Annotated in this window: 25 protein-coding genes; 14 read left to right on the forward strand and 11 right to left on the reverse strand. The window is 67.6% G+C overall.

Features of this window, described 5'->3' with window-relative positions:
* Window positions 1-2: 2 nt before the first annotated feature.
* From AC1U2B_RS20850 to AC1U2B_RS20890, 9 genes are all read right to left on the reverse strand, one after another.
* The gene (locus AC1U2B_RS20850; protein ID WP_480218283.1) at window positions 3-749 is read right to left on the reverse strand and encodes an anti-sigma factor; all 747 of its coding nucleotides are present in this window, start codon (window positions 747-749) and stop codon (window positions 3-5) included.
* Window positions 742-1,380 (reverse strand): ECF RNA polymerase sigma factor SigK, encoded by a 639-nt coding sequence (gene sigK / locus AC1U2B_RS20855; protein WP_480218284.1) that lies wholly within the window; start codon window positions 1,378-1,380, stop codon window positions 742-744. Before sigK ends, AC1U2B_RS20850 begins: the two co-directional genes overlap by 8 nt.
* A complete protein-coding gene (locus AC1U2B_RS20860; RefSeq protein ID WP_480218285.1) occupies window positions 1,377-2,666 on the reverse strand; it encodes a class I SAM-dependent methyltransferase in 1,290 nt (429 codons plus the stop codon). Before AC1U2B_RS20860 ends, sigK begins: the two co-directional genes overlap by 4 nt.
* Window positions 2,663-3,385, reverse strand: a complete 723-nt coding sequence (locus AC1U2B_RS20865; RefSeq protein ID WP_480218286.1) for a DUF1365 domain-containing protein — start codon at window positions 3,383-3,385, stop codon at window positions 2,663-2,665. The genes AC1U2B_RS20860 and AC1U2B_RS20865 overlap by 4 nt, the downstream gene beginning before the upstream one ends.
* On the reverse strand, window positions 3,382-4,695 hold the full coding sequence (locus AC1U2B_RS20870) for an NAD(P)/FAD-dependent oxidoreductase (protein WP_480218287.1): 1,314 nt from the start codon (window positions 4,693-4,695) through the stop codon (window positions 3,382-3,384). Before AC1U2B_RS20870 ends, AC1U2B_RS20865 begins: the two co-directional genes overlap by 4 nt.
* A 74-nt stretch (window positions 4,696-4,769) precedes the next feature.
* Complete coding sequence (locus tag AC1U2B_RS20875; protein ID WP_480218288.1) at window positions 4,770-5,414, reverse strand: Maf family protein; 645 nt, start codon at window positions 5,412-5,414, stop codon at window positions 4,770-4,772.
* Window positions 5,414-5,665, reverse strand: coding sequence for an acyl-CoA carboxylase subunit epsilon (locus AC1U2B_RS20880; protein WP_110789065.1), 252 nt, complete (start codon window positions 5,663-5,665; stop codon window positions 5,414-5,416). Before AC1U2B_RS20880 ends, AC1U2B_RS20875 begins: the two co-directional genes overlap by 1 nt.
* Before the next feature lie 23 nt (window positions 5,666-5,688).
* Window positions 5,689-7,317 (reverse strand): acyl-CoA carboxylase subunit beta, encoded by a 1,629-nt coding sequence (locus AC1U2B_RS20885; RefSeq protein ID WP_480218289.1) that lies wholly within the window; start codon window positions 7,315-7,317, stop codon window positions 5,689-5,691.
* A 59-nt stretch (window positions 7,318-7,376) separates the two neighbouring features.
* The gene (locus tag AC1U2B_RS20890) at window positions 7,377-8,105 is read right to left on the reverse strand and encodes a class I SAM-dependent methyltransferase (protein ID WP_231575506.1); all 729 of its coding nucleotides are present in this window, start codon (window positions 8,103-8,105) and stop codon (window positions 7,377-7,379) included.
* A gap of 443 nt (window positions 8,106-8,548) precedes the next feature.
* On the opposite strand from AC1U2B_RS20890, the gene AC1U2B_RS20895 reads away from it, so the two are divergent.
* From AC1U2B_RS20895 to AC1U2B_RS20920, 6 genes are all read left to right on the forward strand, one after another.
* Window positions 8,549-9,697, forward strand: coding sequence for a glycosyltransferase (locus tag AC1U2B_RS20895; RefSeq protein ID WP_480218290.1), 1,149 nt, complete (start codon window positions 8,549-8,551; stop codon window positions 9,695-9,697).
* Window positions 9,697-10,842, forward strand: a complete 1,146-nt coding sequence (locus tag AC1U2B_RS20900; RefSeq protein WP_480218291.1) for a glycosyltransferase — start codon at window positions 9,697-9,699, stop codon at window positions 10,840-10,842. Before AC1U2B_RS20895 ends, AC1U2B_RS20900 begins: the two co-directional genes overlap by 1 nt.
* 90 nt (window positions 10,843-10,932) lie before the next feature.
* The gene (locus AC1U2B_RS20905; protein WP_480218292.1) at window positions 10,933-11,574 is read left to right on the forward strand and encodes an acyltransferase; all 642 of its coding nucleotides are present in this window, start codon (window positions 10,933-10,935) and stop codon (window positions 11,572-11,574) included.
* A complete protein-coding gene (locus tag AC1U2B_RS20910) occupies window positions 11,574-12,701 on the forward strand; it encodes a glycosyltransferase family 4 protein (RefSeq protein WP_480218293.1) in 1,128 nt (375 codons plus the stop codon). The genes AC1U2B_RS20905 and AC1U2B_RS20910 overlap by 1 nt, the downstream gene beginning before the upstream one ends.
* Before the next feature lie 31 nt (window positions 12,702-12,732).
* On the forward strand, window positions 12,733-13,899 hold the full coding sequence (locus AC1U2B_RS20915; RefSeq protein ID WP_480218294.1) for a polysaccharide biosynthesis protein: 1,167 nt from the start codon (window positions 12,733-12,735) through the stop codon (window positions 13,897-13,899).
* On the forward strand, window positions 13,896-15,038 hold the full coding sequence (locus AC1U2B_RS20920; protein ID WP_480218295.1) for a glycosyltransferase: 1,143 nt from the start codon (window positions 13,896-13,898) through the stop codon (window positions 15,036-15,038). Before AC1U2B_RS20915 ends, AC1U2B_RS20920 begins: the two co-directional genes overlap by 4 nt.
* On the opposite strand, the gene AC1U2B_RS20925 is transcribed toward AC1U2B_RS20920, so the two are convergent.
* Window positions 15,029-16,573, reverse strand: coding sequence for a beta-galactosidase (locus AC1U2B_RS20925; protein ID WP_236737212.1), 1,545 nt, complete (start codon window positions 16,571-16,573; stop codon window positions 15,029-15,031). The two genes, AC1U2B_RS20920 and AC1U2B_RS20925, sit on opposite strands and share 10 nt — an antisense overlap.
* 48 nt (window positions 16,574-16,621) lie before the next feature.
* A complete protein-coding gene (locus AC1U2B_RS20930) occupies window positions 16,622-18,040 on the reverse strand; it encodes an O-antigen ligase family protein (RefSeq protein WP_071285873.1) in 1,419 nt (472 codons plus the stop codon).
* Between the two features lie 132 nt (window positions 18,041-18,172).
* Here AC1U2B_RS20930 and AC1U2B_RS20935 point away from each other — a divergent pair, with 132 nt between their 5' ends.
* Genes AC1U2B_RS20935 through AC1U2B_RS20970 form a run of 8 tightly spaced genes read left to right on the forward strand, consistent with a single transcriptional unit; the run spans window position 18,173 to window position 26,756 of the window.
* Window positions 18,173-19,642, forward strand: a complete 1,470-nt coding sequence (locus AC1U2B_RS20935) for a tyrosine-protein kinase domain-containing protein (protein WP_480218296.1) — start codon at window positions 18,173-18,175, stop codon at window positions 19,640-19,642.
* Window positions 19,642-20,928: a lipase family protein gene (locus AC1U2B_RS20940; RefSeq protein ID WP_480218297.1), complete on the forward strand. Its 1,287-nt coding sequence runs from the start codon at window positions 19,642-19,644 to the stop codon at window positions 20,926-20,928. Before AC1U2B_RS20935 ends, AC1U2B_RS20940 begins: the two co-directional genes overlap by 1 nt.
* Window positions 20,925-21,593 carry a YveK family protein gene (locus AC1U2B_RS20945; protein WP_260940065.1) on the forward strand — a complete coding sequence of 223 codons (669 nt, stop codon included), beginning with the start codon at window positions 20,925-20,927 and terminating at the stop codon, window positions 21,591-21,593. Before AC1U2B_RS20940 ends, AC1U2B_RS20945 begins: the two co-directional genes overlap by 4 nt.
* Window positions 21,590-22,843 carry a lipase family protein gene (locus AC1U2B_RS20950; RefSeq protein ID WP_480218298.1) on the forward strand — a complete coding sequence of 418 codons (1,254 nt, stop codon included), beginning with the start codon at window positions 21,590-21,592 and terminating at the stop codon, window positions 22,841-22,843. The genes AC1U2B_RS20945 and AC1U2B_RS20950 overlap by 4 nt, the downstream gene beginning before the upstream one ends.
* Window positions 22,840-24,069 (forward strand): acyltransferase family protein, encoded by a 1,230-nt coding sequence (locus AC1U2B_RS20955; RefSeq protein WP_480218299.1) that lies wholly within the window; start codon window positions 22,840-22,842, stop codon window positions 24,067-24,069. Before AC1U2B_RS20950 ends, AC1U2B_RS20955 begins: the two co-directional genes overlap by 4 nt.
* Window positions 24,070-25,326, forward strand: coding sequence for a lipase family protein (locus AC1U2B_RS20960; RefSeq protein WP_480218300.1), 1,257 nt, complete (start codon window positions 24,070-24,072; stop codon window positions 25,324-25,326).
* Window positions 25,298-26,194, forward strand: coding sequence for a sialate O-acetylesterase (locus AC1U2B_RS20965; RefSeq protein WP_480218301.1), 897 nt, complete (start codon window positions 25,298-25,300; stop codon window positions 26,192-26,194). The genes AC1U2B_RS20960 and AC1U2B_RS20965 overlap by 29 nt, the downstream gene beginning before the upstream one ends.
* Window positions 26,181-26,756: a YdcF family protein gene (locus tag AC1U2B_RS20970; RefSeq protein WP_260972317.1), complete on the forward strand. Its 576-nt coding sequence runs from the start codon at window positions 26,181-26,183 to the stop codon at window positions 26,754-26,756. The genes AC1U2B_RS20965 and AC1U2B_RS20970 overlap by 14 nt, the downstream gene beginning before the upstream one ends.
* The last annotated feature ends 24 nt before the right edge of the window (window positions 26,757-26,780 follow it).

Consider the following 26,780-nt stretch of genomic DNA (forward strand, 5'->3'; position numbering starts at 1 on the left):
GATCAGGTCAGTGAGACGACGACCACCGGTGTGCTCGTCGGTTGGCTCGATCCCGTTCCGGGCTCGACGGTCACGGCCACCTTGGCGGCCGAGTTCAGCGCAGGTATCACCTCGCCGCCGGGCGGTGGCATGGTGTCCGCGCTCATGGTGCCGGCGGACCGCGGTGCTCCGGACGCCGGGATGAACCACATCTGATAGACGTGGCCTGCCGGTGGCGCAGGCACATTGGACATGGCCACGACGACGGCGTTCGCCTGTTGTGAGGCGCTGAGCGTGATGGTGCCGCCGGCGACCGCAGCGGAGAACGTGCGGATGTCGGGGTTGGCCAGCACCTGCGAAACCGTCTGCTGCGCCGGGTGATTCGCGAACCGCTCGGCGACCACCGTCGTGCCGATGACGACCGCGCAGATCGCGGCCGCTGCGGCCACGACTCGGACCATCAGCCTGCGTCGTCGAATGCGTTTGAGCGCCAGTTCATCTGAACCGTCGCCTGCCGACTGGATACCGATCGCCTGCAGGATGCGCGTGCGCAGCTCGGGGGATGGCGGCAGGGCGTCGCCGGCGGTGACCAGTGCCATGGTCTCCTGAGCGTCGCCGACGATCCGGGCGAACTCCTGTGCGGTGTGTGGCGCGACCGCACCGAGGCGACCGGCGATATCCGAGCGTTCGGCTTCGGACACCGCATCGAGTGCGTACACGTAGGCCAGATCGAGCAATTGCTGTTCGTCGTCGGTGTAGCTGTCAGGCATCGGTGCCCACCCCCAGGCAGTTCTTCAGACGGATCAGTCCGTCGCGGATACGGGCCTTGATGGTGGGGAGCGTGACGTCGAGGTGTTCGGCGACCTCCCGGTAGGTGTGGCCGCTGTAGTACGCCAGGCCGATGGCTTCACGCTGGACGGTGGTCAGTCCATCGAGACAGTCGGCAACTTCTTGTTCGTCGAGTCGCTGTGCAACCTCGTCCGCGACGGCATCGTGTTCCCGGCCGAGGCTCGATACGCCGTAGACGTGATTGCGGTCCGCAGCCGACTGCTCGGAGCGCACCCGATCGACGCTGCGACGATGAGTCAAGGTCAGCAGCCAGCCCATCGGGCTGGCGAGCGCGGGATCGTATTGCCGCGCCGCCGTCGTCCACACCTGGAGGAACACCTCCTGTACGACGTCCTCGGCCAGCACCTGGTTACGTACGACGCGATAGGCAAGCCCGTGTACGCGCGCAGAGGTCAGGTCGTAGAACTCGGTGAAAGCCGCGCCGTCGCCGTCGGCGATCGCGGCCAGGAGTGCGGCGCGGTCCGGCTCGGCCTCCATCCGGGCATCGTCGCACAGCCGGGCGGCAGCCGTGTCGGTCCGGCGCAACCCATCGGATCCCGAAGGCGTGCTCACGATCGTGCCTCCGGCTGCAGCACCAGCTGGTGCAGGTCCAGGTAACCGGAAGCGAAGCCGGCTTCGGAGTAGGCGAGGTAGAAGCGCCACATCCGCCGGAAAACCCGGTCGAACCCAAGTGCGTCGGCGCCGGCGCTGTTGGCCGTGAATCGCTGCAGCCACAGTCTCAGGGTGTGGGCGTAATGCGGCCCGAACGAATGGCGGTCGGTGATCCGGAGTGCGGTGTGGGCCGCGATCGAGCGCTCGATGAGCTTCACCGACGGCAGGAACCCGCCCGGGAAAATGTACTTGTGCACCCAGGTGTAGGTGTCGCGGGAAGCCAGCATGCGCTTGTGCGGCATGGTGATCAGCTGTAGGCCGATGCGTCCGTCGACATCGAGGAGGCTGTCGAGCGTGCGCAGGTAGGCGGGTAGGTAGCGATACCCGACGGCCTCGATCATCTCGATGGAGATGATCGCGTCATAGGTGCCGGTGATGTCGCGGTAATCGCACAACTCGACGGTGATCCGGTCCGACAGCCCTGCGGCGGCGATGCGCTCCCGGGCCAGCAGTTGTTGCTCGCGCGACAGTGTCACGGTGTGCACGTGTGCTCCACGCCGCGCGGCGCGGATCGCCAATTCGCCCCAGCCGGTGCCGATTTCGAGCAGGCGCGTGCCGAACCCGACGCCGGTGGCGTCGAGCAGCCGGTCGATCTTGCGGTGCTGCGCGGACTTCAGATCGCGCCAGGCCGGCGGTGGGTCGACCGTGCCGAACAGCGCGCACGAGTAGGTCAGCGTCGGATCGAGGAACATGCTGAAGAACTCGTTGGACAGGTCGTAGTGATGCGCGATGTTCGCGCGGGTGTCCGGGCGCGCCCCGCGGTGGTTGCGGGGTGTCCGGGGCAGCAGAACGGTCCGCAGTCCCTGGAACATGGCCGGTACTACCGTGTCGATGCGCGACGCCAGCGCGGTCAGTACGGCGGTGAGCTCGGGGGCCGACCAGTCGCCGACCATATACGCCTCGCCGAAGCCGATCAGACCACTGTTCGCGATCCGGCCGAAGAAATCATCGGGGCGGTGCAACAACATTCGCGGTGCTGCCGGGTCTGCCGCTCCGGCTGCACCCTGTACGGTGCCGTCCGGATATTCGACCCGCAGCGGTAGGTCCCGTACGGCGCCCCGGAACAACGCGCGGGCGACGGGAGCACCAAGCCTGGTGCGCAGACCGCTTGGCACCTGGGCGATTTCGGTCCACCTGGCCGGCAGGAACGGATCGTACGCAGCACCGTCGTGGAGCTGATTCGTCATAGGGCGGCCTCCTGGGGGCGGGGGTGCAGGGGCAGGCCGCGCGCCCAGAGGCGCAGGCCTTGCCAGCGGATGCGTGCGGCGACCAGCAGCGGCGCCAGCGGCGCTGCCAGTGCGGTGGTCAAAACGGTTGCGGGGCGGGCGGGGTGGATCGACCCTGCCCAGCTGGCGGTGAGGACGACCGCGCCGGACGCGTCGCGCAGCGTGATCGCGACGCTGAGCCGGTCATGCGAAGGCGCAGGCACCCGGAGCACGTACCGGCCACCCACCGGGTTGAACGGTGAGACGTAGAACGCCTTCGGCACGCTCGCCTCGCCGCGATGATCGATGCGCAGCAGGTACCGGTGCCGCCCGCCGTACGTGTTGTGCACCTCGGCGACGACACAGACCAGCGCGCCGCCGGCATCGTGGCACCAGTAGAGGGTCAGCGGATTGAACACGAAGCCGAAAACCCTGGCGTTGGCCAGCATTCGGACCCGACCGCCGCCGAGGTCGATCCCGTGTCCGTCCAGATAGGAGTCGACGTTCTCGCGCAGCGTCCGGTGCGGATCGCCGACGTGGTCGGCCGCATGAAACCCGGCGAGCGGCCGCAGCAGCCGGGGTAGTTCGGGCACGGCGTCGAGGTCGACCAGCCAGCTGTAGCTGCGATAGGTGAACGCGTGGCGGACAGGGGCGGTGCGAGCGTGGTGGATGCTGGTCCGCACGATCTGTGGTGGGCTCATGCCACATTCCCCGCTGGACGGAGCAGCGGCGGCACCGGACCGCTCCACCTGCCGCCGAGTCGCTCCGCCGCGACGACGCCGGACACCGCGCCGTCCTCGTGAAAACCCCAGCCGTGATAGGCGCCGGCGAACGCCAACCGGTGATCGCCGAGCGTGTGCAGGCGCTGCTGTGCCGCGCGGAACTCGGGGGAGTACTGCGGATGGTCGTACAGCATGGTGGCGATGACCTGGCTCGGGTCGACCCGACCACCGCCACCCAGCGTCACCACGAAGCGGCGATCGGCGATCCCGTCGAGTCGCTGCAGGCGGGTCAGGTCGTAGCTGACCAGGACCTGGTCTGCGGTCACGTCGCAGGCCGGCATCCGATAGTTCCACGACGCGCGGGCGCCGGGACGTCGTGGTAGCAGCGACGTATCGGTGTGCAGCGCAGTGTGATTGATCGAGTACCGCAGCGCGCCGAGTATCTCGATCTCGTTCGCCGCCGGCTGGTCCAGGATCGAGAGGGCCTGATTCGGATGCGTCGCGATCACTGCCGCGTCGAATTGCTCGACTCGGTCCGCGTCGTCACGCACCGTCACTCCGTCCGCGTTGCGGGTGACGGTGCGCACGGGCACCCCGGAGCGCACCGATGGTAGCCGGGCGGTGATCGCCTCGACGTAGCGCGCTGACCCTCCGGTGACCGTGCGCCAGGTCGGCGAACCGAACACCGTCAACATCCCGTGGTGGTCGAGAAACGCCAGCAGATAGCCGACCGGATAGTCGAGCGCGACGTCCGGTGGGCACGACCAGACCGCGGCGACCAACGGCACCATGAAATGCGCGATGAAATAGCTGGAAAACCCTGCTGCCGTGAGGAATTCACCGAGGGTCCGGCCGTCGGCCACCCCGGCCGCGAGTTCGGCGCGGGCGAGCCGGTGGAACCGCGTCACCTCCGCGAGCATGCGCAGATAGCGCGCGGTGAACAGCGAGCCCGGCGCGGCGAAGAGACCGGTCAGCCCCTTTGCCCCGGCGTACTCCAAGCCGCATCCTTCGCAGCAGACCGACATCGACATGTCGGACTCCTGGGTGCGGACGCCGAGTTCGGAGAACAGTCGAAGCAGGGTCGGGTAGGTCCGGTCGTTGTGCACGATGAAGCCGGAGTCGACGCCGACGGTGCCGCTGCTGCCGTGACGAACGGCCAATTCATGGGTGTGGGCGTGGCCACCGCATCGCGGTTGTGCCTCGAACAGCGTGATTTCCGCGTCCCGCGCGAGCACCCAGGCCGCGGTGAGCCCCGATATGCCGCTCCCGATCACTGCAATCCGCCGCACTGTGCCGTCCCTCCTGGTTGGTCACCAGGAATTCGGAGCGGGCTGCGGTGCGGATAGGTGGATTCCGGGAAAATCTATTCGGACGGTCCGGGACTGTTCGCCGCCCACAATTCGGCGACGGAGACGCCGAGCTGTGCCAGCATCCGGCGCAGCAGCGGCAGGCTCAGCCCGATGACGTTGGAGGGGTCGCCGTCGATCCCGTCGATGAACCAGCTGCCGAGGCCGTCGAGAGTGAACGCGCCCGCCACCCACAGCGGTTCGCCGGTGCCGAGGTAGGCCTCCAGGTCGGCGGGGCTCGGCTTGCCGAAATGCACTGTGGTGGAACCGAGTTCACTGACCGCGGCGGTGACGTTGCCGTCGTTCAGGCGCAGCACGCAGTGACCGGTATGCAGGACGGCGCTACGCCCCGCCATCGAATTCCATTGCTGCCGTGCCACATCGGGGGAGCCCGGCTTGCCGGTCAGTCGGCGGTCGAACTCGAGCATCGAATCGCAGCCGATCACAACGCAATCCGACGACAGCTCCGGGTCGAGTGATTCGGCGACCCGCTGTGCCTTGGCTGTCGCCAGGGCTTGCACGACGTCGCCGGGGCCGGCGTCGCCGAGAGACGCGATGATCGCGTCCTCGTCGACATCGGACACCAGCACGACCGGTTCGACACCGGCCTTGCGCAACACGCTGAGCCGGCCGGAGGAGGCCGAGCCGAGGACGAGCCTCATCAGCGACGGATGAAGGTGCGCTCCACCAGGGTCACCAGCTGCCAGCTGGTGTACGCGTACCGCAGCTTGGAGACCGGGTGGCCCCAGTCGTTGCGGTCGCCTGCCTCGGCGGCACCGCCGCCGGAGGCCGAGGCCAGCACCGTCACCAGAGCAGCGAGCTCCTCGTCGGACGGGTTGCCCTTGACGACCTGGAACAGCGGGGCCACGGGCGCTTCTGCGGCTTCAGCTTCGGACACGTTGTCGGCGCTCACGTCTGCCAAATCGTTCGCCCCGCTCACAGTGGGATGTTCCCGTGCTTCTTCGGCGGCGTCTGGACGATCTTGCGCTCCAGCAGTCGCAGCGAGTTGGCGATGTAGCCGCGGGTGTGCGACGGCGGGATGACCGCGTCGACGTAACCACGCTCGGCGGCGACGTACGGGTTCACCAGGGTGTCCTCGTACTGCTGCTGCAGCTGCAGGCGCAGGGCGTCGACATCCTCGCCGTTGGCCGCGGCGGCCTTGAGCTCGGAGCGGTAGACGAAGCCGACCGCACCGGAGGCACCCATGACGGCGATCTGGGCCGTCGGCCACGCCAGGTTGACGTCGCAACCCATGTCCTTGGAGCCCATGACGCAGTACGCGCCGCCGTAGGCCTTACGGGTGATGACGGTGATCTTGGCGACGGTGGCCTCACCGTAGGCGTACAGCAGCTTCGCGCCGCGGCGGATGATGCCGTTGTATTCCTGCTCGGTGCCCGGCAGGAAGCCCGGGACGTCCACCAGCATGATGATCGGGATGTTGAAGGCGTCGCAGGTGCGGATGAACCGCGCGGCCTTCTCCGAGGCGTTGATGTCCAGGCAGCCGGCGAACTGGGTCGGCTGGTTGGCCACGATGCCGACCGGACGGCCGTCGATGCGGCCGAAGCCGATGACGATGTTCTGCGCGTAGCCCTGCTGGATCTCGAGGAACTCGTCGTCGTCGAGGATGCGCGAGATGACCTCATGCATGTCGTACGGCTGGTTCGGCGAATCCGGGATCAGGGTGTCGAGCTCGAGATCCTCGTCGGTGAGGTTGTCCTCGATGGCGCCCGGATGCGGCGGCGCGGGGAAGCGCGGCGGCTCGGCGTAGTTGTTCGGGGGCAGGTAGCTCAGCAGGTCACGCACGTAGTCCAGGGCGTCCTGCTCGCCGGAGGCGACGTAGTGCACGGTGCCCGACTTGGCCTCATGGGTGTGGGCGCCGCCCAGCTCCTCCATGGTGACCTCTTCGCCGGTGACGGTCTTGATGACGTCGGGTCCGGTGATGAACATCTGGCTGGTCTGGTCGACCATGACGATGAAGTCGGTGAGCGCGGGGGAGTAGACGTGGCCGCCGGCCGCGGCACCCATGATGAGCGAAATCTGGGGGATGACACCCGAGGCCAGGATGTTGTTGCGGAAGATGCGGCTGTACAGGCCGAGCGAGACCACACCCTCCTGGATGCGGGCGCCGGCGCCGTCGTTGATGCCGATCAGCGGGCGGCCGGTCTTGATGGCCAGCTCCTGGACCTTGACGATCTTCTCGCCGTAGACCTCGCCGAGGCTGCCGCCGAAGACGGTGGCGTCCTGGCTGAAGATGCAGACCTCGCGGCCGTCGATGGTGCCGTAGCCGGTCACCACGCCGTCGCCGAGCGGGTGCTTGTCGCCCAGGCCGAAGTTGGTGCTCCGGTGCTTGGCCAGCGCGTCGAGTTCGACGAACGAGCCCTCGTCCAGCAGCGCCAGGATCCGCTCGCGGGCGGTGAGCTTGCCCTTCTGGTGGACCTTCTCCACGGCGGCCTCGCCGACGGGGTGCAGGGTCTCTTCGGTACGCCTACGCAGGTCTTCCAGCTTGCCTGCGGTGGTGTGGATGTCGATCGCCTTGTCCACCGTTGGCTCGGTCACGCTCGTCATGGCGACGATGTTAACGGTTCTCTAAGAAAGTTGTGAAGTTGGGGTGCCCACTCGGCGGGTCACGCCGGTTTGCGCAGGACCACTGCCGCGAAACTCGTGAGTGCCGGGACCGGGTGCTTAAGAAGGAAACGGCTCTTCGCGCGCTCGAGGGCGTCGAGCGGCGGCAGCACGCGGTAGTAGCCGTGGCCGTAGGCGCCGGACCAGGATTCGACCTCGAAGCCCACGCTTTCGTAGCGCTTGATGGCCTTCTGGGTGGGGCCGGTGGTCCAGCGGTAGTAGGCCGGGAACTTCTCGTGGTGCGGGTTCTGCAGGCGCCCCGGCTGCAGCTTGCTGATGACCGTGCGCGCCGCCTGCTCGGGGATCAGCAGGTTGACCACGAACGGGAACGCGAACAGCGTCGGGAAGAAATGCACCGAAAGTCCGCCCGGGCGAAGGAGTTTGAAGCAGTTCTCATGGAACGTCCGGGCGTCGGGCAGGTGCTCGCAGAGCATCTTGGAGAACACCAGGTCGTATGCGTTCAACTCGTTGTCGATCGGTTTGCAGAGATCGGCGACGCGGGTGTGCACGCGGCTGTTGGCCTTGGCCAGCTCGGTGGCCGAGATGTCGATGACGACGCGCTCGTCGGCGAAGTTCCAGTCGTCGCCGCCGATGATCGGGTTGGCTCCGCCACCGAGCTCGGCGACGGCCTTGACGCCTTCGCGCTCGGCCAGCGTGCGGACGGACTCGTCGTAGCCCTGCCACAGGGTGTCCAGGTCCTTGTAGTCGACGTCCACGTGTGTACCGCTCATCTGCGCACCGTTCATAGATTGTTCCGCCCCCGTGGCTGGCGCGTCCTGCGTCAGCAGTTTGCTGGTAGGTAAATATACACTCCGCGCGCGTGTCTCGCCCGTCACTTGGGTTGAATGCCGCTCGGGGCGTGATATTTGCTGAGCAGCCCCTGAGCGCAGCGCCGGCGGCTGCTCGCCGCGGGGTGGGTAATGCCTGGTCGGGCCAGTGCGGTGTGCGCGTCGACCCGCCTGACCGGTACGCCCCGTCACCGTCCGTGAGCACTGGAATCGACTTAGCTGGAGGGGTGAGTCGGCTTTGTCGTAGGCACGTCCTGTGCAGGTCCGATGCATTTAGCTTGTCATTTGCGTAAGTTTGCGGTTCGATATGCGTGCCCGCTGTTTTCGGGTAGCTGACTTCACGACCGCGAAATGATCCGCCGATCGGCGCAAGGGGATATTCAACAGTGCATTCGACGCGCAAGTACGACGGAGTGGACGGGCCGAAGGTTGCGCTCGCCCACGACTATCTGACCCAGTTCGGCGGCGCGGAAAAAGTTGTCCTGTCGATGACCAAGGCGTTCCCGGACGCCCCGCTGTACACGATGCTGTACGACCCCGAGCTGACCTATCCGGAGTTTGCCGACCTGGATATCCGGGTTTCCGCGCTGAACAAGGTGGGTCTGGCCCGCAAGTACCACCGGGCCGCCCTGCCGATCTACCCACGAGTCGCCGAGTCGATGTACATCGACGCCGACGTCGTGCTGGCGAGCTGCAGCGGCTGGTCGCACGGTTTCCGCACCAACGGCAAGAAGCTCGTCTACTGCTACAACCCGGCGCGCTGGCTGTACCAGACCGAGGCCTACCTCGGGGACCACGCGAACCCGCTCAAGAGTCTGGGCCTCAAGCTCACCAAGAAGCGGTTGCTGGACTGGGACCGCCGGCAGGCGCTCGCCGCTGACAAGTACCTCGCGATCTCGACCATGATCAGCGGGTACGTCAAGAAGGCCTACGACATCGATGCCGAGGTGATGTTCGCTCCGGTGGCGATGTCGCGGTCGTACGCCGTCGAGCCCGTCGAAGAGCTCGAGGACAAGGTCGATCTGAGCGATCCGGACGGCAGCTTCTACCTGGTCGTGTGCCGGCTGCTGCCGTACAAGAACGTCGACGTCATCGTGCGGGCGTTCGCGGGCAGCGACCGGCAGCTGGTGGTCGTCGGCAACGGTCCGGAGGCCGACCGCCTGCGGTCGATGAAGACCGACAACGTCACCATGCTCCACAACCTCACCGACGGTCAGATGGCCTGGCTCTACAAGAACTGCCGGGCGCTGATGTCGTCGAGTTTCGAGGACTACGGCCTGACCCCGATCGAGGCGGGGGTGTGGGGCCGGCCGAGCGTCGCCCTGCGCTTCGGCGGCTTCCTCGACACCATCGACGAGGGTGTCACCGGACTGTATTTCGATGAGCCGCAACCAGATTCGGTTCGCGAGGCGTTGGACCGATTCGAATCGGCGACGTGGGACCAGGAGAAGATCAAGCACCACGTCTCCCAGTTCACCGAAGACGCGTTCAGCGCTCGACTGCATGAAGCGGTCGACAAGCTGGCCGGGTACTGATGGCGCCAGACGCGACTCCGGTCGCCACGCTGAAGGACTACCGCCTGGTGTACGTCGGGCCGGCGGATCACGAGACGGCGGTCGGCGACTACGCCGAGAACCTGACCCGCGCGCTGCGGCCACACGTCGGCGAGCTGGTCGAGCACCGCACGCTGGGTCCGGGTTCGGACAGCGCGCGGGAAGTCCTGGAGCACCGGCGTGCGGTGGCGGGTCTGGTTGCGGCCGGCAAGCCGGGGCGGGTGTTGGTGCACGCGGAGCTGGCGGCCGGTGCGGTGTCGGCGTTCTGGTCGATCGCGGGGTTGCGTGGGGTGCCGGTGACGGCGACGGTGCACGATCCGCCGCAGGGCATCTGGTGGCCGGGGCGCACGAAGTTCGTGGCACGGCACAAGCTGGTGATGCATGGGCTGCACTACCCGTTGCGTCCGGTGTCGCGGATGCTCGAGGGCATGGTCAACGGCGATCGGACGTTGTTCGCGCTGAGCCAGATCGGCGCGCAGTCCATTCGTGACACCTATCCGAAGACCGATGTGGCGTACGCCCCCTATCTCGTCTGCGAGCGGCCCAAGGTCCGCCCGGTGATCGAGCGGCCGAAGGCGGTTGGTTTCTTCGGGCATGTGTACCGGGGCAAGGGTTTTGAGCAGATCGCCCGGATTCGCCGGGAGTTGCCCGAGGACATCGTGATCCGGGTGGCGGGCCGGGGGACCGAGGCGTTGCCGGGCGGCCCCGGGGTGGAGATCGTTGGTGCGGTCGACGGTGCGGCCGAGGATGCGTTCTTCGATTCGGTGCGGGCCGTGGTGATTCCGTACGGCAAGCGGCATTTCTACGCCGAGACTTACCCCGCGTCCTCTGTCGCGGCGCACGCCCTGGCCTACCGCACACCGGTGGTCTGCACCGACTACGGCTCGCTGGCCGAATTCGGCACCGAGACCGGCGCGGTCGTCGTGCCCATGGACTCCGACGATCCGAAGGCGCTGCCGGCCGGATTCTCCGCGGCCATCGAAGCGCTGCTCAATGACGAAATCCGGCTCAAGCAACTGGAGGTGAACGCCGACCGGACCCGTCGCGAACGCTCGCCGGAGAACGTCGCCGCCGCCTACGCCGCAAAGTGGTCGGAGATGCTGGCGCGCCAGGGCCGACTGCACTGACGAGGCCGAAACACTGTGGTTAACTCGGAATCCGGGACGACGGGAGCGAACAACGTGATTGGCGAGCCGGCAACGGCAGACCCGGCAGATGTGGCACGTAAGAAAGCGGCCGCACCGACATTGAAATTGCCACCCGAGCCGGAATGGGAGCTCGGCGAGGACGGTCGCGTCACTTACTACAAGATGCAGGCCATGGATGTTCGTCGCAAGGCGCGCAACCGAATTGGTGAACTGCTGTTCAACATGTTCATCACGCACATCCCGTCGCACACCATCCGCCAGGGCTTCCTGCGGCTGTTCGGCGCCACCATCGGTGAGTGGTCGACCATCATGCGCGGCACCACCATCCTCGACATCGAATTCCTGACGATCGGCAACGGCACCACCATCGGGTTCCGGTGCCTGCTCGACGCGCGCGCCGGCCTGTGGATCGGTGACAACGTCACCATCGCGAGCGACGTGCACCTGCTCGGCGGTGGTCACGACATCAATCACCCGGACTTCCTGCCGATCCCGATCCCGACGGTGATCGAGGACTACGTCTGGATCGCCAGCCGGGCCATGGTGCTGCCCGCGCTGATCGGCCGCGGCGCCGTCGTCGCCGCACAGGCGCTGGTGGTCAAAGACGTGGCCCCGCTCGACGTGGTCGGCGGTAACCCCGCCAAAGTGTTCGCCAAGCGAAATCCGGATGCCTTGGGCTACAGCGCAAAGTACCGGCCGCTGTTCTGCTGATGCCGGTCGATCTACGCGAGTACCGGTTGGTCTACATAGGGCCGGCCGAAGGCCAGACGGCCGTGGGTGACTACGCCGAGAACTTCGTCAACGCGGTACAGCCACTGTTCGGCGAGGTCGTGCAACGTCGCACCCTGGGACCCGGCGCCGAGACGGTGGCCCAGGTGCGGGGGCACCGGCGCGCCGTCGCCGAAATGGTGGCCGGCGGGAAGCCTGGGCGGGTGTTGGTGCACGCGGAGCTGGCGGCCGGTGCGGTGTCGGCGTTCTGGTCCATCGCCGGGTTGCGTGGCGTGCCGGTGACGGCGACGGTTCATGATCCGCCGCAGGGCATCTGGTGGCCGGCGCGGACGCGGTTCGTGGCCCAGCACCGGCTCGTCATGCACGGCTTGCACTACCCGTTGCGTCCGGTGTCGCGGATGGTCGAGGGCATGGTCAACGGTGATCGGACGATGATCGCGTTGAGTCAGATCGGCGCGGACTCCATCAAGGCCACGTACCCCGATTCCAACGTCGCCGCCGTGCCGCACATCATCTCCGAACGGCCGCAGTTGCGTCCGCTGACCGAGCGGCCGAAGGCGGTCGGTTTCTTCGGGCATGTATACCGGGGCAAGGGTTTTGAGCAGATCGCCCGGATTCGCCGGCAGTTGCCCGATGACATCGTGATCCGGGTGGCGGGCCGGGGGACCGAGGCGCTGACCGGTGGCCCCGGGGTCGAGATCGTGGGCCCGGTCGACGGTGCGGCCGAGGATGCGTTCTTCGATTCGGTGCGGGCCGTGGTGATTCCGTACGGCAAGCGGCACTTCTACGCCGAGACCTACCCGGCGTCCGGCTCGGTGGCCCACTCGATGGCGTACCGCACGCCCGTGGTGTGCACCGACTACGGCGCACTGGCCGAACTGGACGAGCGCGCCGGTGCCCTCGTGGTCCCCATCGGCGACAAGGACGCCGAGCAGGTCGCGGCCTCATTGGCCGAGGCCATCGTGTCCCTCGTCGACGACGATCAGCGGCTGGCCGAGTTCGGCCGGCACGTCGAGGCCTACCGTGCAGCCTGTTCCGGGCCGCGCACCGCCGAAGCTTTCGGGCGGGTGTGGACCGACCTGCTGTCCCGATCATCTGTGAGCGTGTGACCTGACTGCCACCGAAGCGCCCGGCCGTAATGTGGCGAAGACGCTCATCTCCCTGATCTGGATCTACGGCGGTCGCGGGGTGGGCCTGCTGTGGACGCTGATCATCGTCCAGCGCCTCGGCGTCTCCGAATACGGTTTGTACGCCATGGCGACGGTCCTCAACGGCATCGTCGGCAACACCATCGACAACGCCTTCGCGGTCCGGGCCATCCGGGAATCCGAAGAGCACTTCCTTCGTGAACGCACCATGCGCTACCTGCTCGCGCTGGGGCTGGTCACCGCCGGCGCGGCCACCTTCGACCTCAACTACGTCATCGGCTTCGGCCTGATGGTCGCCGGCGGTGAGATCGCCATGAACGTGGTGAAGAGCCAGTCGGCGCGAGATGGCCACCCGGACAAGGTGTATCGGCTCGACACGGCGCGGCAGTTCACCAGCGCCGGCATCGGCGCGGTGTACCTGTACACGGCGGCGCACCCGACGCTCACCCACGCGTCGCTGCTGTACTGCACGCCCTACGTGCTGGCGCTGTTGGTCGGGGCCAAGTTGGCCATCGGTCACCGGCCGGCACCGCCCGGCCCGCCCCGGTTGATCGCGGCGCTCACCGGCGAAATGCTCGGCACCACCCTGTATCTGGGCGGCGACGTGCTGCTGCTCGGCACCCTCGTGGACACCAAGGCCGCCGGCTACTACCAGCTGGCGTGGGTGGTGGCGGCAGCCGTGGCAGCCGCCGGGCAGTCCTTCGGCATGACCTACCACGAGCCGCTGCGCGAGAGTGGTGGTGACCTGTCGGCGGCCCCACCGCTGCGCAACATCCTGCGGATGGCAGCACTCGGCGGGTCGCTGCTGCTGATCATCGGCGCCTGCCTGTTCGCCTTCGGGGCGCCCACCCAGCTGGCCACGACCATGATGATCATGGGTGGCTTCGCCGCCCTGCGCATCTGCATCTTCGTGCTCCAGGTGATCCTGTACACCCAGCGTCGCGACGTCTTCCGGCTCACCATCGCGGTCGGACTGGTGCCGGTGAAGCTCGGCATGGTCGCCGCCCTCGCGACGTTGACGCCGCTCGGCGCGGTGGGCGCCGCCATCGCGGCCACCGTCGCCGACGCGATCATGCTGGCCGGGTTCACCTGGGCGGTGTACCGGCCGCGCGACGCAGTACCGACCGCCGAGCCGTCCGATCACACCCAGGAATCATGACCACACCGAAGGCCGCGTTCATCCTGTCGAAAGACCCGGTGCTCGAACACACCGGTGACGTCGCGCTGGCCCGCATGCTCATGCGGCTGGCCGCCGACTCGTTCGAGGTGTCGGCCATCGCCCTGTCGCCCGAACCTGGCACCGTCACCGCCGACCTGATTCCCGGCGGCCTGCCGCTGGAGCGGGTGCACAAGCCGGCCGTGCGCCCGCACCGGCTGCTCATCGACTCCCTGCGGCGCCGGCGCAGCTTGGTGCATGTCCGCTTCGACACCGACGAGCTGGTCCGCGCCATCGACCGCAGCGACGCCGACGTGTTCGTCGCCGAACACAGCTACATGGCCGAATCCTTCTTCCGCAGCAAGCATTTCGGCAAGAAGCGACTCGTCGTCAACACGAACGTGAGCGAGTCGCTGGTCTGGCGGGCCTCCCGCGGCGCGCTCGGGCGCATCGAGGAACCACGGCTGATCCGTGACGAACTGCGCGTCGCGCGCGCGGCCGACGGCGTCGGCACCTACGACGCCGAGGAAGCCGGGTACTACCGCGACAACGGTGTCCGCGACGCCCGCTTCATGGACATCACGATGCCGCCGGGCACGCAGGTCGACGTCGCGGCGTCCCCGCCCCGGCTGGTGTTCATGGGCACCCGCGACTGGCCACCCAACCAGGAGGGGTTCCTGCGGGCCCTCGAACTGTGGCCGCGGATTTCGGCGGGCATCGCCGGCGCCGAACTGTGCATCATCGGGGCGAAGAAGCCCGGTGCGGCCGACCCCGTCTACCCCGACGGGGTCCGCGACCTCGGATTCGTCGACGACCTCGGGGCGTTCCTCGGCACCTGCCGCGCCCTGATCGCACCGATCAGCACCGGCGGGGGAGTCCGGGTCAAGCTGCTCGACACCATCCGGATCGGGCTGCCTGCGGTGGCGACCACCGCTGCCATCGGATCACTCGGGCCGATCTTCGGGCTGCGCCCGTTGGACGACGACGCCGCGTTCATCGCCGAATGCCGCCGTCTGCTCACGGAGGTGCCGGCCGCGGTCGACCTGGGGAACCAGTTGTACGAGATCAATCGTCAGCGGTGGCAGGACCGGTTGCCGCACCGGGCGGTGGCCGACCTGCTGCGCGGCGAGAATCAGGTGTAGTAGACCTTCACGCCCACCCACGGCGCCCAGACCATGTAGCCGTGCTGGAAGTCGACGCGGTTGGTGCCGTTGACGTAGCGCTCGTCGATGGTGGCCAGCCCCAGTTGCGGCTTCCAGGCCTGCGCGAACGCGCTCGAGGCCCAGTGCGCACCGGTCTCGGGCGACCACCACACCCGGAACTGGCTGCCCCCGGAGAAGTCCTGTTGGCCGTTGGCGAACAGGCTCGCGGGCACTGAGTTGCGCGCCATCGCAATGTCGGCCACCGGGCGCGGCGACGATACGTAGCCGCTCGGCATCTCGTAGATGGTGTTGATCGTGCGCACCTGCGCCCACACCGTCTTGGTGGCCTTGAACACCGGGCTGAGGACCGAGCCGTGTGCCGGGTCGGTGATCTGCGAAAAGCGCTGGAATTCCGGTGATTTCGGCACGCCGGCGGCGATGGTCGCCGCCAGTTCTGCCGCCGCGGGCTTCGGCGTCCAGTCGCTGCGGTAGAGCCCGACGGTGGCGTCCGCCTGATTGCTTCCGGTCTTCCGGTCACGCGTGGTGTACACCATCAGCGGGCCGGTGTACGGCATCTCCTGCCACTTGGTGTAGATGTCCTTCAGGTAGGCGGCCTGGGTGGTTTCGTTGACCACCGAGGTGGGCTCGCCGTACTCGGTGGCCCAGATCCGCTTTTCCTCGTCGCCGTTGTCGATCATCACCTGGCGCATCTGAACCAATTGCAGGACAGGCGAATTCGCGATCAGCATGCCGTCGGAGAACTTCAGGTTGTAGTTGTACGGGTGAAACGACAACGCGTCGAAGTTCCCCTTGGCGCCTGCGGCGTACATCCCGGCGATGAAGCGCACGGGGTTGATCGCCCACGAGCCGAAATCCACCACCGCGCCGACGACCCCGCCGATCACCGTCGCGTCCGGATCGACGGCCTTGATCCGTGGGTAGGCCGCCTTCAGCAGATCGGTGTAGCCGGCGGGATCCGGTGCGGGGCTGTAGAAGAACACCGCGTTCGGCTCGTTCCAGACCTCGTATGCGGAGATCTTCCCCTTGTAGCGGGTGGCCACCTTCGCGGTGAAATTGCCGTAGGCATCCGGGTTGGCAGGCCGGCTGCTCAGCGGCAGACCCCCTTGCGACATGGCCCACGGTGGGGTGGCGTTGATGAACGCGATGATCGACATGTTCATGGCGGCAGCGGCATTCACCGTCTTGTCGACCAGGCTCCAGTCGAGTTGGCCGAGGACCGGCTCGACCCCGGCCCACGGAATCATCAACCTGATGGTGTTCACCCGATTGTTGGCCATCAGGGTCAACGTCCGGTTCACATCGTCTTGCGACAGGCCATAGATGTCGGAGTCCGCGAAACCGATGGTGGTCGGCAGGGTGACGACGTTGGCCCGCTCGGCCACCCTGACCTGCTGCGGGGCGTCGCCCGGGATGCCGGTCAGGGCGATGAGGGTGCACACCATGGTGCCGGCGATCGTCGATGCCACGCTGGTGAAGCGGCGGGCAGATCCAGTGGGGCGCTTCCCGGGCATCATGCAACCGCCCTTCACCTATGAAGTGCGTCGCAGGGAGCAAACGCGCACTCAGTGTGCAGCAGTAATGGGCATTTGCTGTGAATCTGCTTGGGCGTGTCGCAGCCGTATCTCTTCTCGGCGTTGTCGGTCTATATGCACCAGGAATGCCAGCAAAATCGAGAATTTGAGGGTGGCCGGCGGGATACCGACCACCGGGTGATCGAGTTGGAGCGCGACAACGCAGAATCCGATGAAGATGCCGCCATACACCGCCCATGGAAATGAATTGGAGCGGATGGCCCGGTAGCTCATGATGCAACCGATCAGCATGATCGCAAAGAACGCCAGGCCGGTGAAGATGCCGCCGCGGTAAATCGTCAGCAATGGCGCGTTCGACACGTGGTTCAGCACGAAGGCATAGTTGCCGTCCCGGAATTCGAGTCGGTTCCAGCCTTTTCCGAACAACCAGTAGCCGGCCATGGTATCGGGGAATTCGCGGATGGCATCAATTCGTGAAGTGGAGCCGACGTCGTCACTGCTGAAGGAATGCATGAACCTGGTGCGCACTTCGGGTATCGCCGCAGCCAGGCCCAGGGCGGCCACCATGGCGGCGATGGCGAGCGCGCGATCCTTCGACCGCATGGTGTGGAAGGCCAGCACCAGCAGCGTCCCGGCGACGACGGTGAACATGCCGGCCCGACTCAGCGTGAGCAGCAACGCGACCGCGAAGATGCCGGTGATCGCGATGCGCTGCCAGCCGGCAAATACGACCAGGGCGACGGCGATCGCGACCACGAGCGCGATGCCTTCGGCGTTGGGATCGACCGACGTGCCGCCGAGTCGCATGGAGCGGGCCATGCCGCCGTCGGTGAAGGCGAAACGGGTGGCGGTGTATTCCGCGGCATAGCCGAAGACTCGCAGGTATCGGAACGAGGTCTGATTGGGGTCGAAAGCCACGATGTACAAGCCGAATACCGCGTTGAACAACGTCCCGTAGACGAATATCCGGCCGAATTTCTCCAGATGCTCGGTGGTCAGGCTGCTCAGTGCGATCGCGACGAGGGTCACGACGGACCACCGGACGATCTGGATGACGTCGCCCATGCCGACGCCGGTTACCGCGACGGAGGCGATCGAGGTCAGCACCAGAGCGATGATCGACCATTCCATCGGGTGAATCGGGCGGGCCAGTCGGGGATGCACGAACAACGCGACCACTGCACCGAATGCGAACGGCAGATATAAGGGGACGTGAACGCCAGGGAAATACCCGAATGGCAGAGCACCGGTGACGAGCGCCAATCCGTACAAGAACCACAGTGGATGCCGCAAACCGACATAGATGCCGGCGACCAGTGCGGCAATAGCGACAATGCCCAACAAAGTGAGCTGGCCGAAAGACGTCGCCAACCAGACCAAGCCCATGATCCCAGCCAGAATCCCGGCCGATGATTTAAGATTGCCGAGTTGACCCAAACGGGCGTTCATGCCGACTATGTTCTCAGCTCAACCAGCTAAGCTCAAGCAGGTTGCCCGGACCCGTGGCGAGTCTGAATGGTCGGTCCGGTTCCCAGCCGTTAATCTGTGAGCTGTCGCATTGCTGAAATAAGGGGCACGACCTTGGAGATCAAAGAGTACCTGCGGATATTCGGCCGGTACTGGTGGGCGATCGTGGCGCTCGCGGTTGTCGGGGGTGTCGCGGGCTGGTCGTGGTGGGAATTCGGCGATCGCGAGTACCAGTCCAGCGCGACGCTGTTCGTGGCGACCCAGAACGGCACCTCGGTCACCGAGGCCTACCAGAACAACCTGTTCTCCCAGGACCGCGTGAACTCCTACGCCACGCTCGCCATGAGCGAGCAGGTGGCCGCCCGTGCGGTGGACCAGCTCAAGGCCACCATCTCCGCCAACGAGCTGCGGGCCAAGATCACCGCCGTCCCGTTGCCGAAGACGGTGTTGCTGCAGGTCTCGGTGACAGACAAGGATCCGGGCCAGGCGCAGACCTATGCCAGCGCGGTTGCCGATCAGCTCGCCGGACTGGTCGGGGAGCTGGAGACCTCCCGCCGCGGCGGCMGCCCCGCCGCGGGCGCCATCGTGGTGGACGAGGCCGGTTATCCGACCAAGCCCCTTGGCTATTCGATGATCACCCGGATCGGGATGGGCATCGCAGGCGGCGCGGTCCTCGGTCTGCTGGCCGCGATCGCGCTCGGCATCATCGACCGCCGGGTGCGTGGCCGCGAGCGCGTGGCCGACGCCAGTGGGTCGCTGCTCATGGGCGCGTTGCCCGCGGACTCGGCGCGAAGCCACGCGCCGGTGGTCGACCTGGCCGCCGAGGGTGCCTACCCCGAGGCCCTGCGCGAGCTCCGGAACAATTTGCGGTTCGCCGTGCCGGCAAACCGTGATGAAGCCGCTCGGGTGATCGCGGTGGCCAGCCCGTCGCGGTCCGACGGACGTACGACCGTGGCGATCGACCTGGCCGCAGCACTCGCCGAGACCGGCAAGCGCGTGGTGCTGGTGGACGGTGACCTGCGCAACCCGGCGGTGGCGCAGCGATTGGACCTGACGCCGGCGGCCCGTCAAGGCGCAGCCGATCGCGGTCTGACCACCGTGTTGGTCGGCGAGAACACCCTCGCCGAAGGCCTGATCCCCGAGGTTCCCGTCGGTCAGCACCGGATCGCGGTGTTGCCGGCCGGCCCCGCCACCACCCGTCCGGGGGAGCTGTGGGCGGGCGACCACACCTCGAACCTGTTCGCCGAACTGTCTGCCCAGTTCGACTACGTCGTCGTGGATACCCCGTCCCTGGGCAAGTACAACGACGGTGCCGTTGCCGCCGCGCTGTCCGACGGTGCGCTGCTGGTCGGCCGCATCCGGCACACCACGAGCAGCGCGCTCACCCGTGCCGTGCAGACCCTGAAGTCTGCCAACGCGGTGCTGATCGGCTCGGTCGCCACCGACGAACCGGTCGAGTTCAAGATCCACATCGGCGGGTCCGACGGCCCGAAGTCCGGTGGCGGCAAGAAGGCGGCAGCCAAGGCCGCGCCCAAGGCCGCACCCGAGTCCGAGGCCAAGACGGCGGCGCACCAGAAGCCGTGATGCGACGTCGGGTTGAGCTGCGGCGCACCGTACTGGCACTGGCTGCGGTGCTGGTCACCGTGGCTGCGTGCGGCCAGTCGGGCCCGGTGCCGCCCCGGTCGGGTGACGACTCGCGTCCCACCCGGGAACTGACGCCGATGTTCCCGGGCGCCGAGGCCCTCCCGGCTCCCGACCTCACCGACGACGGCCCGGGCTCGCTGGTCGAGTTGAAGCCCGTCAAAGGTGACCGGAGCTTCGACGAGGCCGGCGCCACCGCGGCGCGCATCGTCTACCGCTCGACCAGCGGCGTGGACGGCCGTCCCATCCAGGTCAGCGCCCTGATCGCAGTGCCCGCCGGCCCGGCGCCGAAGGGCGGCTGGCCGATCATCTCGTTCGGACACGACACCACCGGGCTGCTGCCCAAGTGCGCGCCGACCCTCGCCCCGCAGTTCTGGGGCTATTCGACCGGGATGTCGGTCTATCTGCGGCGCGGCTTCGCCATCGCCCTGTCCGACTATCAGGGGCTGGGCATCGACCCGGGTGCCAGCGCCCGCCAGCACTCCATCCTGGATACGGCCAGCCTCGGGAACAGCATCATCGATGCCGCCCGCGCGATCCATCGCGCGGTACCGTCCACCAGCACCAACTGGGGCGCCCTCGGCGCCGGCGAAGGCGGCCTGGCCGCGTGGGCCGCGGCAGAACGCAACGGGGCCTACGGCGCGGGCATGAACATGGTGGGCGCGGTGGCCGTCAACCCGATCGCCGATCTGGCGCCGCTGGCCGACCCGGACCGCACGGCCGCGCTGGCGACGGCCGACCAATATCGGCTGCAGATTCGGATGCTGCAGAGCCTGGAAACCATGCAGCCCGATTTCGATCTCGACGCGCACCGCTCGGCGAAACTCAAAGACCAGTGGGACCTGTTGGTCGACTGCGCCCCGCGCGACGTCGCGTCTGCTCAGTTGGCGCTGAACCAGTTGACGCCCAACGATTTCCAGGCCAAGGATGCGGCCGCGGCCGCGGACCTCAAGCGCCGCCTCGGCGCCGTCGCACTGCCCGGTGCCGCTGCCGGACCCGCTGATCCGCCGGTGCTGGTGGCATTCGGCACGGCCGACACGGTCAATCCGCCGGCCGGCGTGCTGGCGGCCACCGGGGCCGCCTGCGCCCGCGGCCAGCAGATCGTGGTGATGCGCGGCGTCGGCGACAGCGGCCAGATCAACGATCAGACGATGCAGAACGCGCTGGCTTGGCTGCAGGCGCGGTTCGACGGCGAGCGCGTCGCCGACGTCTGCGTGGGGGCAACGTGATCACCCCGGCGGCAGTGCCGCGGGTGCGCGACTACGTGCTGTTCGTCAAGAACAGTTGGGTGCTCGTGCTGATCACCACCATCGCGAGCGCGCTGGTGGGCTGGGTCGGCTGGGACAACGCCAAGCCCGAATACCAGTCGACCGCATCGGTGTTCGTCAGGACCGAGGGCAGTGCCTCGCCGCTGGACGCCTACTACGGCGACGCCGACATGCTCGGCCTGATGGAGACCTACCGGCAGTTGGCCACCAGCTCACAGATCACCGCGCCGATCATCCAGAAGCTGGGCCTGATCGAGTCCGACAAGGAACTCGCCGCCCGGATCGTCATATTGCCCAGTGCCACAGCGATGTTGAACGTCACGGTCACCGGCGGTGACGCCGACCAGACCACGCAGATCGCGCACGAGGTCGTCAACGACATGGTCGCAGTGGGGACCCGGCTGGCCCTGGTCGCCGGTACCAGTGCGACGCTCGTCGTCATCGACGACGCCAGTCCCGCGGAGCGCGTGGGCGGGGTGTGGTCCTACGTGATGACCGGGACGGTGCTCGGTTTCGCGCTGTGCGTCCTCGCGGTGATCGCCCGGGCGCTGATCCTGGACCGGGTACAGAGTCGCCGGCACCTCGAACGGGTGGTCGGTGACGCGAGCGCCGGGACGCCGGGATGAACTCGCGGCGGCTGCGGCGCGCGGTCTCGGCGGGTCTGCTCGCCGCGGTGTGCCTGACCGCACCGGCCTGCCAGAGTGATTCACCCCCGAAAAAGGCCGGGCCCGTTACGGTTCCGGGGATCGATCTCAAACCGGACACCAAGGGCGCCGGTCAGGTACCCGGCGCACTGGTGTCGGCGTCGACGTTCCCCACGCTGGACCTGCGGCTGAAATCGGCGGTGTCGCTGGCGGCCCGCATCGCCTACACGTCGACGTCGGGCATCACCGGTGAGCACACCGAGGTCTCGGGTTCGGTGTTCGTGCCGAACGGGACGCCGCCGCCGGGCGGCTGGCCGATCGTCGTCTTCGGCCACGCCACGTCCGGCATGCAACCGGAGTGCGGGCCGTCCGGGTCGTCGACGCTGCTCGGTCTCTCGCCGACGGTCACCGCGCTGGTCAAGGCCGGCTACCTGGTGAGCCTGCCGGACTACCAGGGCCTCGGGCCGGGCACCGCCGGCCATCCGTACGCCGATGCCACCACGGTGGGCTACAACGTCATCGACTCCGCGCGGGCGGCGCACCGGCTGGTGCCGGAATCGGCGGACCGCTGGCTCGCCGTCGGGGTATCCCAGGGCGGCCAAGCCACCTGGGCCGCAAACGAACTCGCCGCCCGCTACGGCACCGGACTGACGCTCGTCGGCACCGTCAGCCTGTCGCCGGCCACTGATCTCACCGGCCTGGCCGCCGGGGCCGCGGCCGGCAGCCTGTCGAAAGAGCAGGGCGCCATCCTGCAGCTGATCCTCGCCGCACTGGCCACAGAGAATCCGTCGCTGAACCTGCAGGACTATCGCCGCGGCGACGTCGCCGAGCACTGGAACGTCCTCGCGTCGTGCCGCACCGAGGACGCCACCGCCCGGGCCGCGGCGATCGACAAGATCACGCCGGAGGACCTGCGGCCCGCGAGCCCGCAGGCCGAAGCGAACCTGCAGGAACTGCTGGCCAAGCGGAGCTTGCCCAAGGACCCGACATCCGCGCCGATGCTGGTGCTGTACGGGGGTCAGGACACGCTGCTGCTGCCGGACTGGACGAACAAGGCGCTCTCCGCCGCGTGCCGGCTCGGCGACGTCATCGACATCATGTTCCAGCCGACCAAGGGGCACGCCGACATCGACGTGGCCATGTCCTCCGACTGGATCAAGGACCGCTTCGACGGCGTTCCCGCGCCCAACAGTTGTCCGTCATTCGAATCCACCCAGGGAGCAGGACAGTGAACGCGCCGACATCGGCACCGGTCCGGACCCGGGCCCGCATCATCGGGTTGGACGGCGCCCGCGGGCTGTCGTGCCTCGGCGTCGCCGTCATGCACGTCACCGGCCACTACTCACCGCTGACCGCCTCCCACTGGAAGACGAACCTGGTCGGGCTGTCGCTGATCTTCTTCTACGCGCTCAGCGGGTTCCTGCTGTTCCTGCCGTACGTGCGCAACCTGATCGAGCAGCGCGAACTGCCGAGCACCGCGAATTTCGCCGTTCACCGCATCGCCCGGATTCTGCCCGGCTACCTGGTGATCTTCCTGCTGTGCAACTACCTGCTGCAGATCGTCTACGTGCAGAACGCGTCGCTGCAGCCGACCCGCACCGAAGACGGCACCGGCATGATCACCGACCCGTGGCAGTTGATCGCCAACCTGACCCTGACGCAGTCGTACATCCCGAAGTACTTCCAGACGGGCCTGAACCCGTCGTGGTCGCTGACGCTGGAATACGCCTTCTACCTGTCGATCCCGCTGCTGGGCATGCTGCTGTTCGCCCTCGGCCGGCGCTCGAACCTGCGGCCGTGGTTGATCGTGACGCTCGGGCCGGCGCTGCTGATCGCGCTCGGGTTCATCGGCCGGGCATTCGTGCCGTGGATGATCTCGGCGCTGCATCTGACCGACCCGACGCAGATCAACTGGGGCGCCAACTGGGTCGCGGTCTATACCAAGACCTTCCTGACCAACTCGGACACCTTCGCGTTCGGTATGGCGGCCGCGGTACTGGTCGTGGCCATGGAGCACAAGGTGATTCGCGAGAAGCTCAGCCGCCGCGTCCGGCTGTACAGCTTCCTGGCGATGTTCCCGGTGGGCGTCGTCATGCTCGGGCTGATCGCGCTGGCGAACCCGTACGCCACGTCGGCCCTGGCCGTGCTGTGCGCGCTCGGCATCCTGGTGATCGTCGCGCCGCTGTTCCGCGGCGAGCGGTCCGGGCTGGCGGAGCTGCTCGACACCGCGCCCTTCCGGTTCGTCGGCAAGGTCTCGCTGTCGGCGTACCTCTGGCACTTCCCACTCATGCTGTTGATGGGACGCTGGGGTCTGATGGCCGGCGACTCCGTGCCCGGCATGCTGCGCAACGTCGCGCTCGTCCTGGCGGTGACACTGGTGGTCTCGGCCGTCACGTACTACGCGGTGGAAGAGCCCGTCATGAAATTCGCCAAGCGGTACCGGACCAGGTGGTCCTGAATGCGTCGTGCGATCCAATGGGGTGCCGCGATCGCCGCAGTGCTCCTGATCGCGGCGTCGTTGCCGGTGATGTGGCAGGTCGGTAGCTGGGCGCTGGACAAGCTGCGGCACGGCGGCGCCGGTAACCCGATGCCGATCCGCACCGCCGACCTCACGGCCTCCGGCCCGGGCAGCCTGATCAGTGCGATGACCATGCCCACGGTGACCAACTCGGTGGAAGGCAAGGACCTACAGGCCGCCCGCGTTGTCTACCGGTCCACCTCCGGCGACACCGACGCGCCGACGGTGGTGTCGGGATCGGTGTTCACGCCCATGGGCAAGGCGCCCGACGGCGGCTGGCCGGTGATCGCGCTGGCGCACGGCACCACCGGCATCGACCAGCCCTGTGCGCCGTCGCTGTCGGCGAATCTGCTCGGCAACGTGGTGTTCGTGCAGGGCTTCGTCCACCTCGGTTTCGCCGTCGCCCTCGCCGACTACCAGGGACTGGGTGCGCCCGGCGTCCATCCGTACACCGACAGCCGCACCGCGGGCCGCAACGTCATCGACTCCGTTCGGGCCCTGCGCCACACCTTCCGCGACATCTCCAACCGCTGGGCCGTGTTCGGCGGCTCGCAGGGCGGCGGTGCGGCGTGGGCCGCCGACGAACAGGCGCGGACGTACGCCCCCGAACTCGACCTGATCGGCGCGGCGGCCAGCGTGCCGTCGGCCGATGTGGCGGGCATCGTCGACAAGGCCGGCATCTTCGACCAGGGCAAGGCCGGCACCATGACCAAGGACCAGCAGGCGGCATTCCAGGCGATCGTCGAGTCGCTGGCCCGGCTGCATCCCGACCTGAACCGCGACGACTACCGCAGGGGCGCGGCGACCAGGTACTGGAAGGTGCTGTCGGCGTGCTCAGGTCCCGACGTCGCCTACCGTGCCGCCGCCATCGACGAGATCGGACCGGCCGACCTGGCGCCGGTCGACGCGGCGGCCGCCGACCGGCTGCGGCGCTACCTGCAGGACTGGGCTTTGCCGCAGCAGCCGTTGTCGGCACCCATGTCGGTGGTCTACGGCGGCAAGGACAGCTTCCTCGATCCGGCGTGGACGAAGGCCGCCATCTCCCGGGCGTGTTCGCTGGGCGGTACGGTGGTCTGGAATTTCCAGCCGGATGGCGGGCACGCGGACATCGACGGTCCGGGTCAATTGCGGTGGCTGGCAGAACGATTCAGGGGAGGCGAGGCGGTCAATGACTGTCCTGCGCAGGGAACCACGTAATCCCGACGGCGACAGCCCGATTCATCAGCAGTTGCTGATCGAGGCGAAGTGCATCGTGAAGCGACTGATCGCGCCGCGCGGCACCGCCGTCGGCGCCACCGAACGGCCGTACCTGATCCTGCCCATCCTCGGGCAGTCCAACGCGTTCGGCATGGGGCTGCCCGTCGAGCCCGACGGGTTGGACCGGCCGCATCCGCTGGTGCACCAGTGGGCCATGTGCGGGCCGTCCAAAGGCACCGCGGTGTTGGCGACGCAGCCGCTGCTGCACGAAATACCGTGCAAATACGTCGGTTTCGGCCCGACCTTCGCAAAACAACTCGCCGAGGCCACCGGGCGCCCGGTGCTGCTGATCCCCGGAGCGCGGGGCGACACCTCGTTCACCCCGAAGAACGGGCACACCTGGGATCCGGCCGACCGCAAGACCCGGGTGAACCTGTACCGCCGGGCGGTGGCGGCCATCGATGCGGCACTGGCGCGGTTTCCCGGCAGTGAGATCGCCACCGTGCTGTGGCACCAGGGCGAGACCGACGTGCCGCTGATCTCGGGCGCGCAGTACCAGGCCAAGCTCGACTCGCTGATCGGCGACCTGCGCGCGCGGTACGGCGCCGACCTGCCGTTCGTCCTGGGGCAGATGGTGCCCGAGGAGATGGAGCTGAGCGGCAAGCCCTACGCGGCGATCGACGCCGTGCACGCCGACACCCCGAACCGGTGGCCGCTGATCACCTTCGTGCCGGGACCTCGGGATTCGTACAACAGCCCGGACGACCGGCACTACAGCGCCGCCGGGCAGCGCGAGCTGGGTCGCCGCATGTGGCAGCAGTACCGCGAGATGTGTGGGGAACAACTTGCGGACCATGCCGCGCGCTGAACTCGGCCGGGTCATTCGTCGGGTCATCGCCGTGGTCACGGTCGTGGTGCTGGTCGATGTGGGGCTCGCCGGGGTGGCGCTGTTCGCCAACGCCAAATCCGATCAACTGCAGCGGGCCGACGCCATCATCGTGCTCGCCGGCGAACACGACGGCCGCGAACAGTACGGACTGAGCCTGGCCCGGCAGGGCTGGGCGCGCACCGTCGTGCTGTCCAATCCGTATCTGCCGGGCGACTCGCAGATGAAGAGCGCCTGCGCGCCGGCGACGGACATCGAGGTGATCTGCCGGAAGCCGGAGATCCTGACGACCCGCGGCGAGGCCATGATGATGCGCGAACTTTCCGAGGGCCGCGCCTGGCACCGGATCATCGTGGTCAGCTGGCGGTATCACCTGCCGCGTGCCCGCTTGGTCTTCCGGCAGTGCTATTCGACGAATCAGGGTTCAGTGGTTGCGGTGGCGCTGCCCAGGGACTATGACTTTTCGCCGATCGGGTGGGAATTGACGTTCTTCTATCAGTTTGCCGGGTTCGCTAAGGCTGCTCTGCAGGGACACTGTGGTTGACCTGCCTATTTTTCCGATCGGTGG

This window comes from Mycolicibacterium sp. P4_G11 (assembly GCF_056555145.1).

Bases quoted from the DNA above. Each gene is read 5' to 3' on its own strand.
- AC1U2B_RS20860 (WP_480218285.1), bottom strand. From the start codon at position 2,666: ATGACGAATCAGCTCCACGACGGTGCTGCGTACGATCCGTTCCTGCCG.
- AC1U2B_RS20965 (WP_480218301.1), top strand. From the start codon at position 25,298: ATGACTGTCCTGCGCAGGGAACCACGTAATCCCGACGGCGACAGCCCG.
- AC1U2B_RS20885 (WP_480218289.1), bottom strand. From the start codon at position 7,317: ATGACGAGCGTGACCGAGCCAACGGTGGACAAGGCGATCGACATCCAC.
- AC1U2B_RS20865 (WP_480218286.1), bottom strand. From the start codon at position 3,385: ATGAGCCCACCACAGATCGTGCGGACCAGCATCCACCACGCTCGCACC.
- AC1U2B_RS20875 (WP_480218288.1), bottom strand. From the start codon at position 5,414: ATGAGGCTCGTCCTCGGCTCGGCCTCCTCCGGCCGGCTCAGCGTGTTG.
- AC1U2B_RS20900 (WP_480218291.1), top strand. From the start codon at position 9,697: ATGGCGCCAGACGCGACTCCGGTCGCCACGCTGAAGGACTACCGCCTG.
- AC1U2B_RS20970 (WP_260972317.1), top strand. From the start codon at position 26,181: ATGCCGCGCGCTGAACTCGGCCGGGTCATTCGTCGGGTCATCGCCGTG.
- AC1U2B_RS20850 (WP_480218283.1), bottom strand. From the start codon at position 749: ATGCCTGACAGCTACACCGACGACGAACAGCAATTGCTCGATCTGGCC.
- AC1U2B_RS20960 (WP_480218300.1), top strand. From the start codon at position 24,070: ATGCGTCGTGCGATCCAATGGGGTGCCGCGATCGCCGCAGTGCTCCTG.
- AC1U2B_RS20930 (WP_071285873.1), bottom strand. From the start codon at position 18,040: ATGAACGCCCGTTTGGGTCAACTCGGCAATCTTAAATCATCGGCCGGG.
- AC1U2B_RS20890 (WP_231575506.1), bottom strand. From the start codon at position 8,105: ATGAGCGGTACACACGTGGACGTCGACTACAAGGACCTGGACACCCTG.
- AC1U2B_RS20920 (WP_480218295.1), top strand. From the start codon at position 13,896: ATGACCACACCGAAGGCCGCGTTCATCCTGTCGAAAGACCCGGTGCTC.
- AC1U2B_RS20950 (WP_480218298.1), top strand. From the start codon at position 21,590: ATGAACTCGCGGCGGCTGCGGCGCGCGGTCTCGGCGGGTCTGCTCGCC.
- AC1U2B_RS20910 (WP_480218293.1), top strand. From the start codon at position 11,574: ATGCCGGTCGATCTACGCGAGTACCGGTTGGTCTACATAGGGCCGGCC.
- AC1U2B_RS20940 (WP_480218297.1), top strand. From the start codon at position 19,642: ATGCGACGTCGGGTTGAGCTGCGGCGCACCGTACTGGCACTGGCTGCG.
- AC1U2B_RS20925 (WP_236737212.1), bottom strand. From the start codon at position 16,573: ATGATGCCCGGGAAGCGCCCCACTGGATCTGCCCGCCGCTTCACCAGC.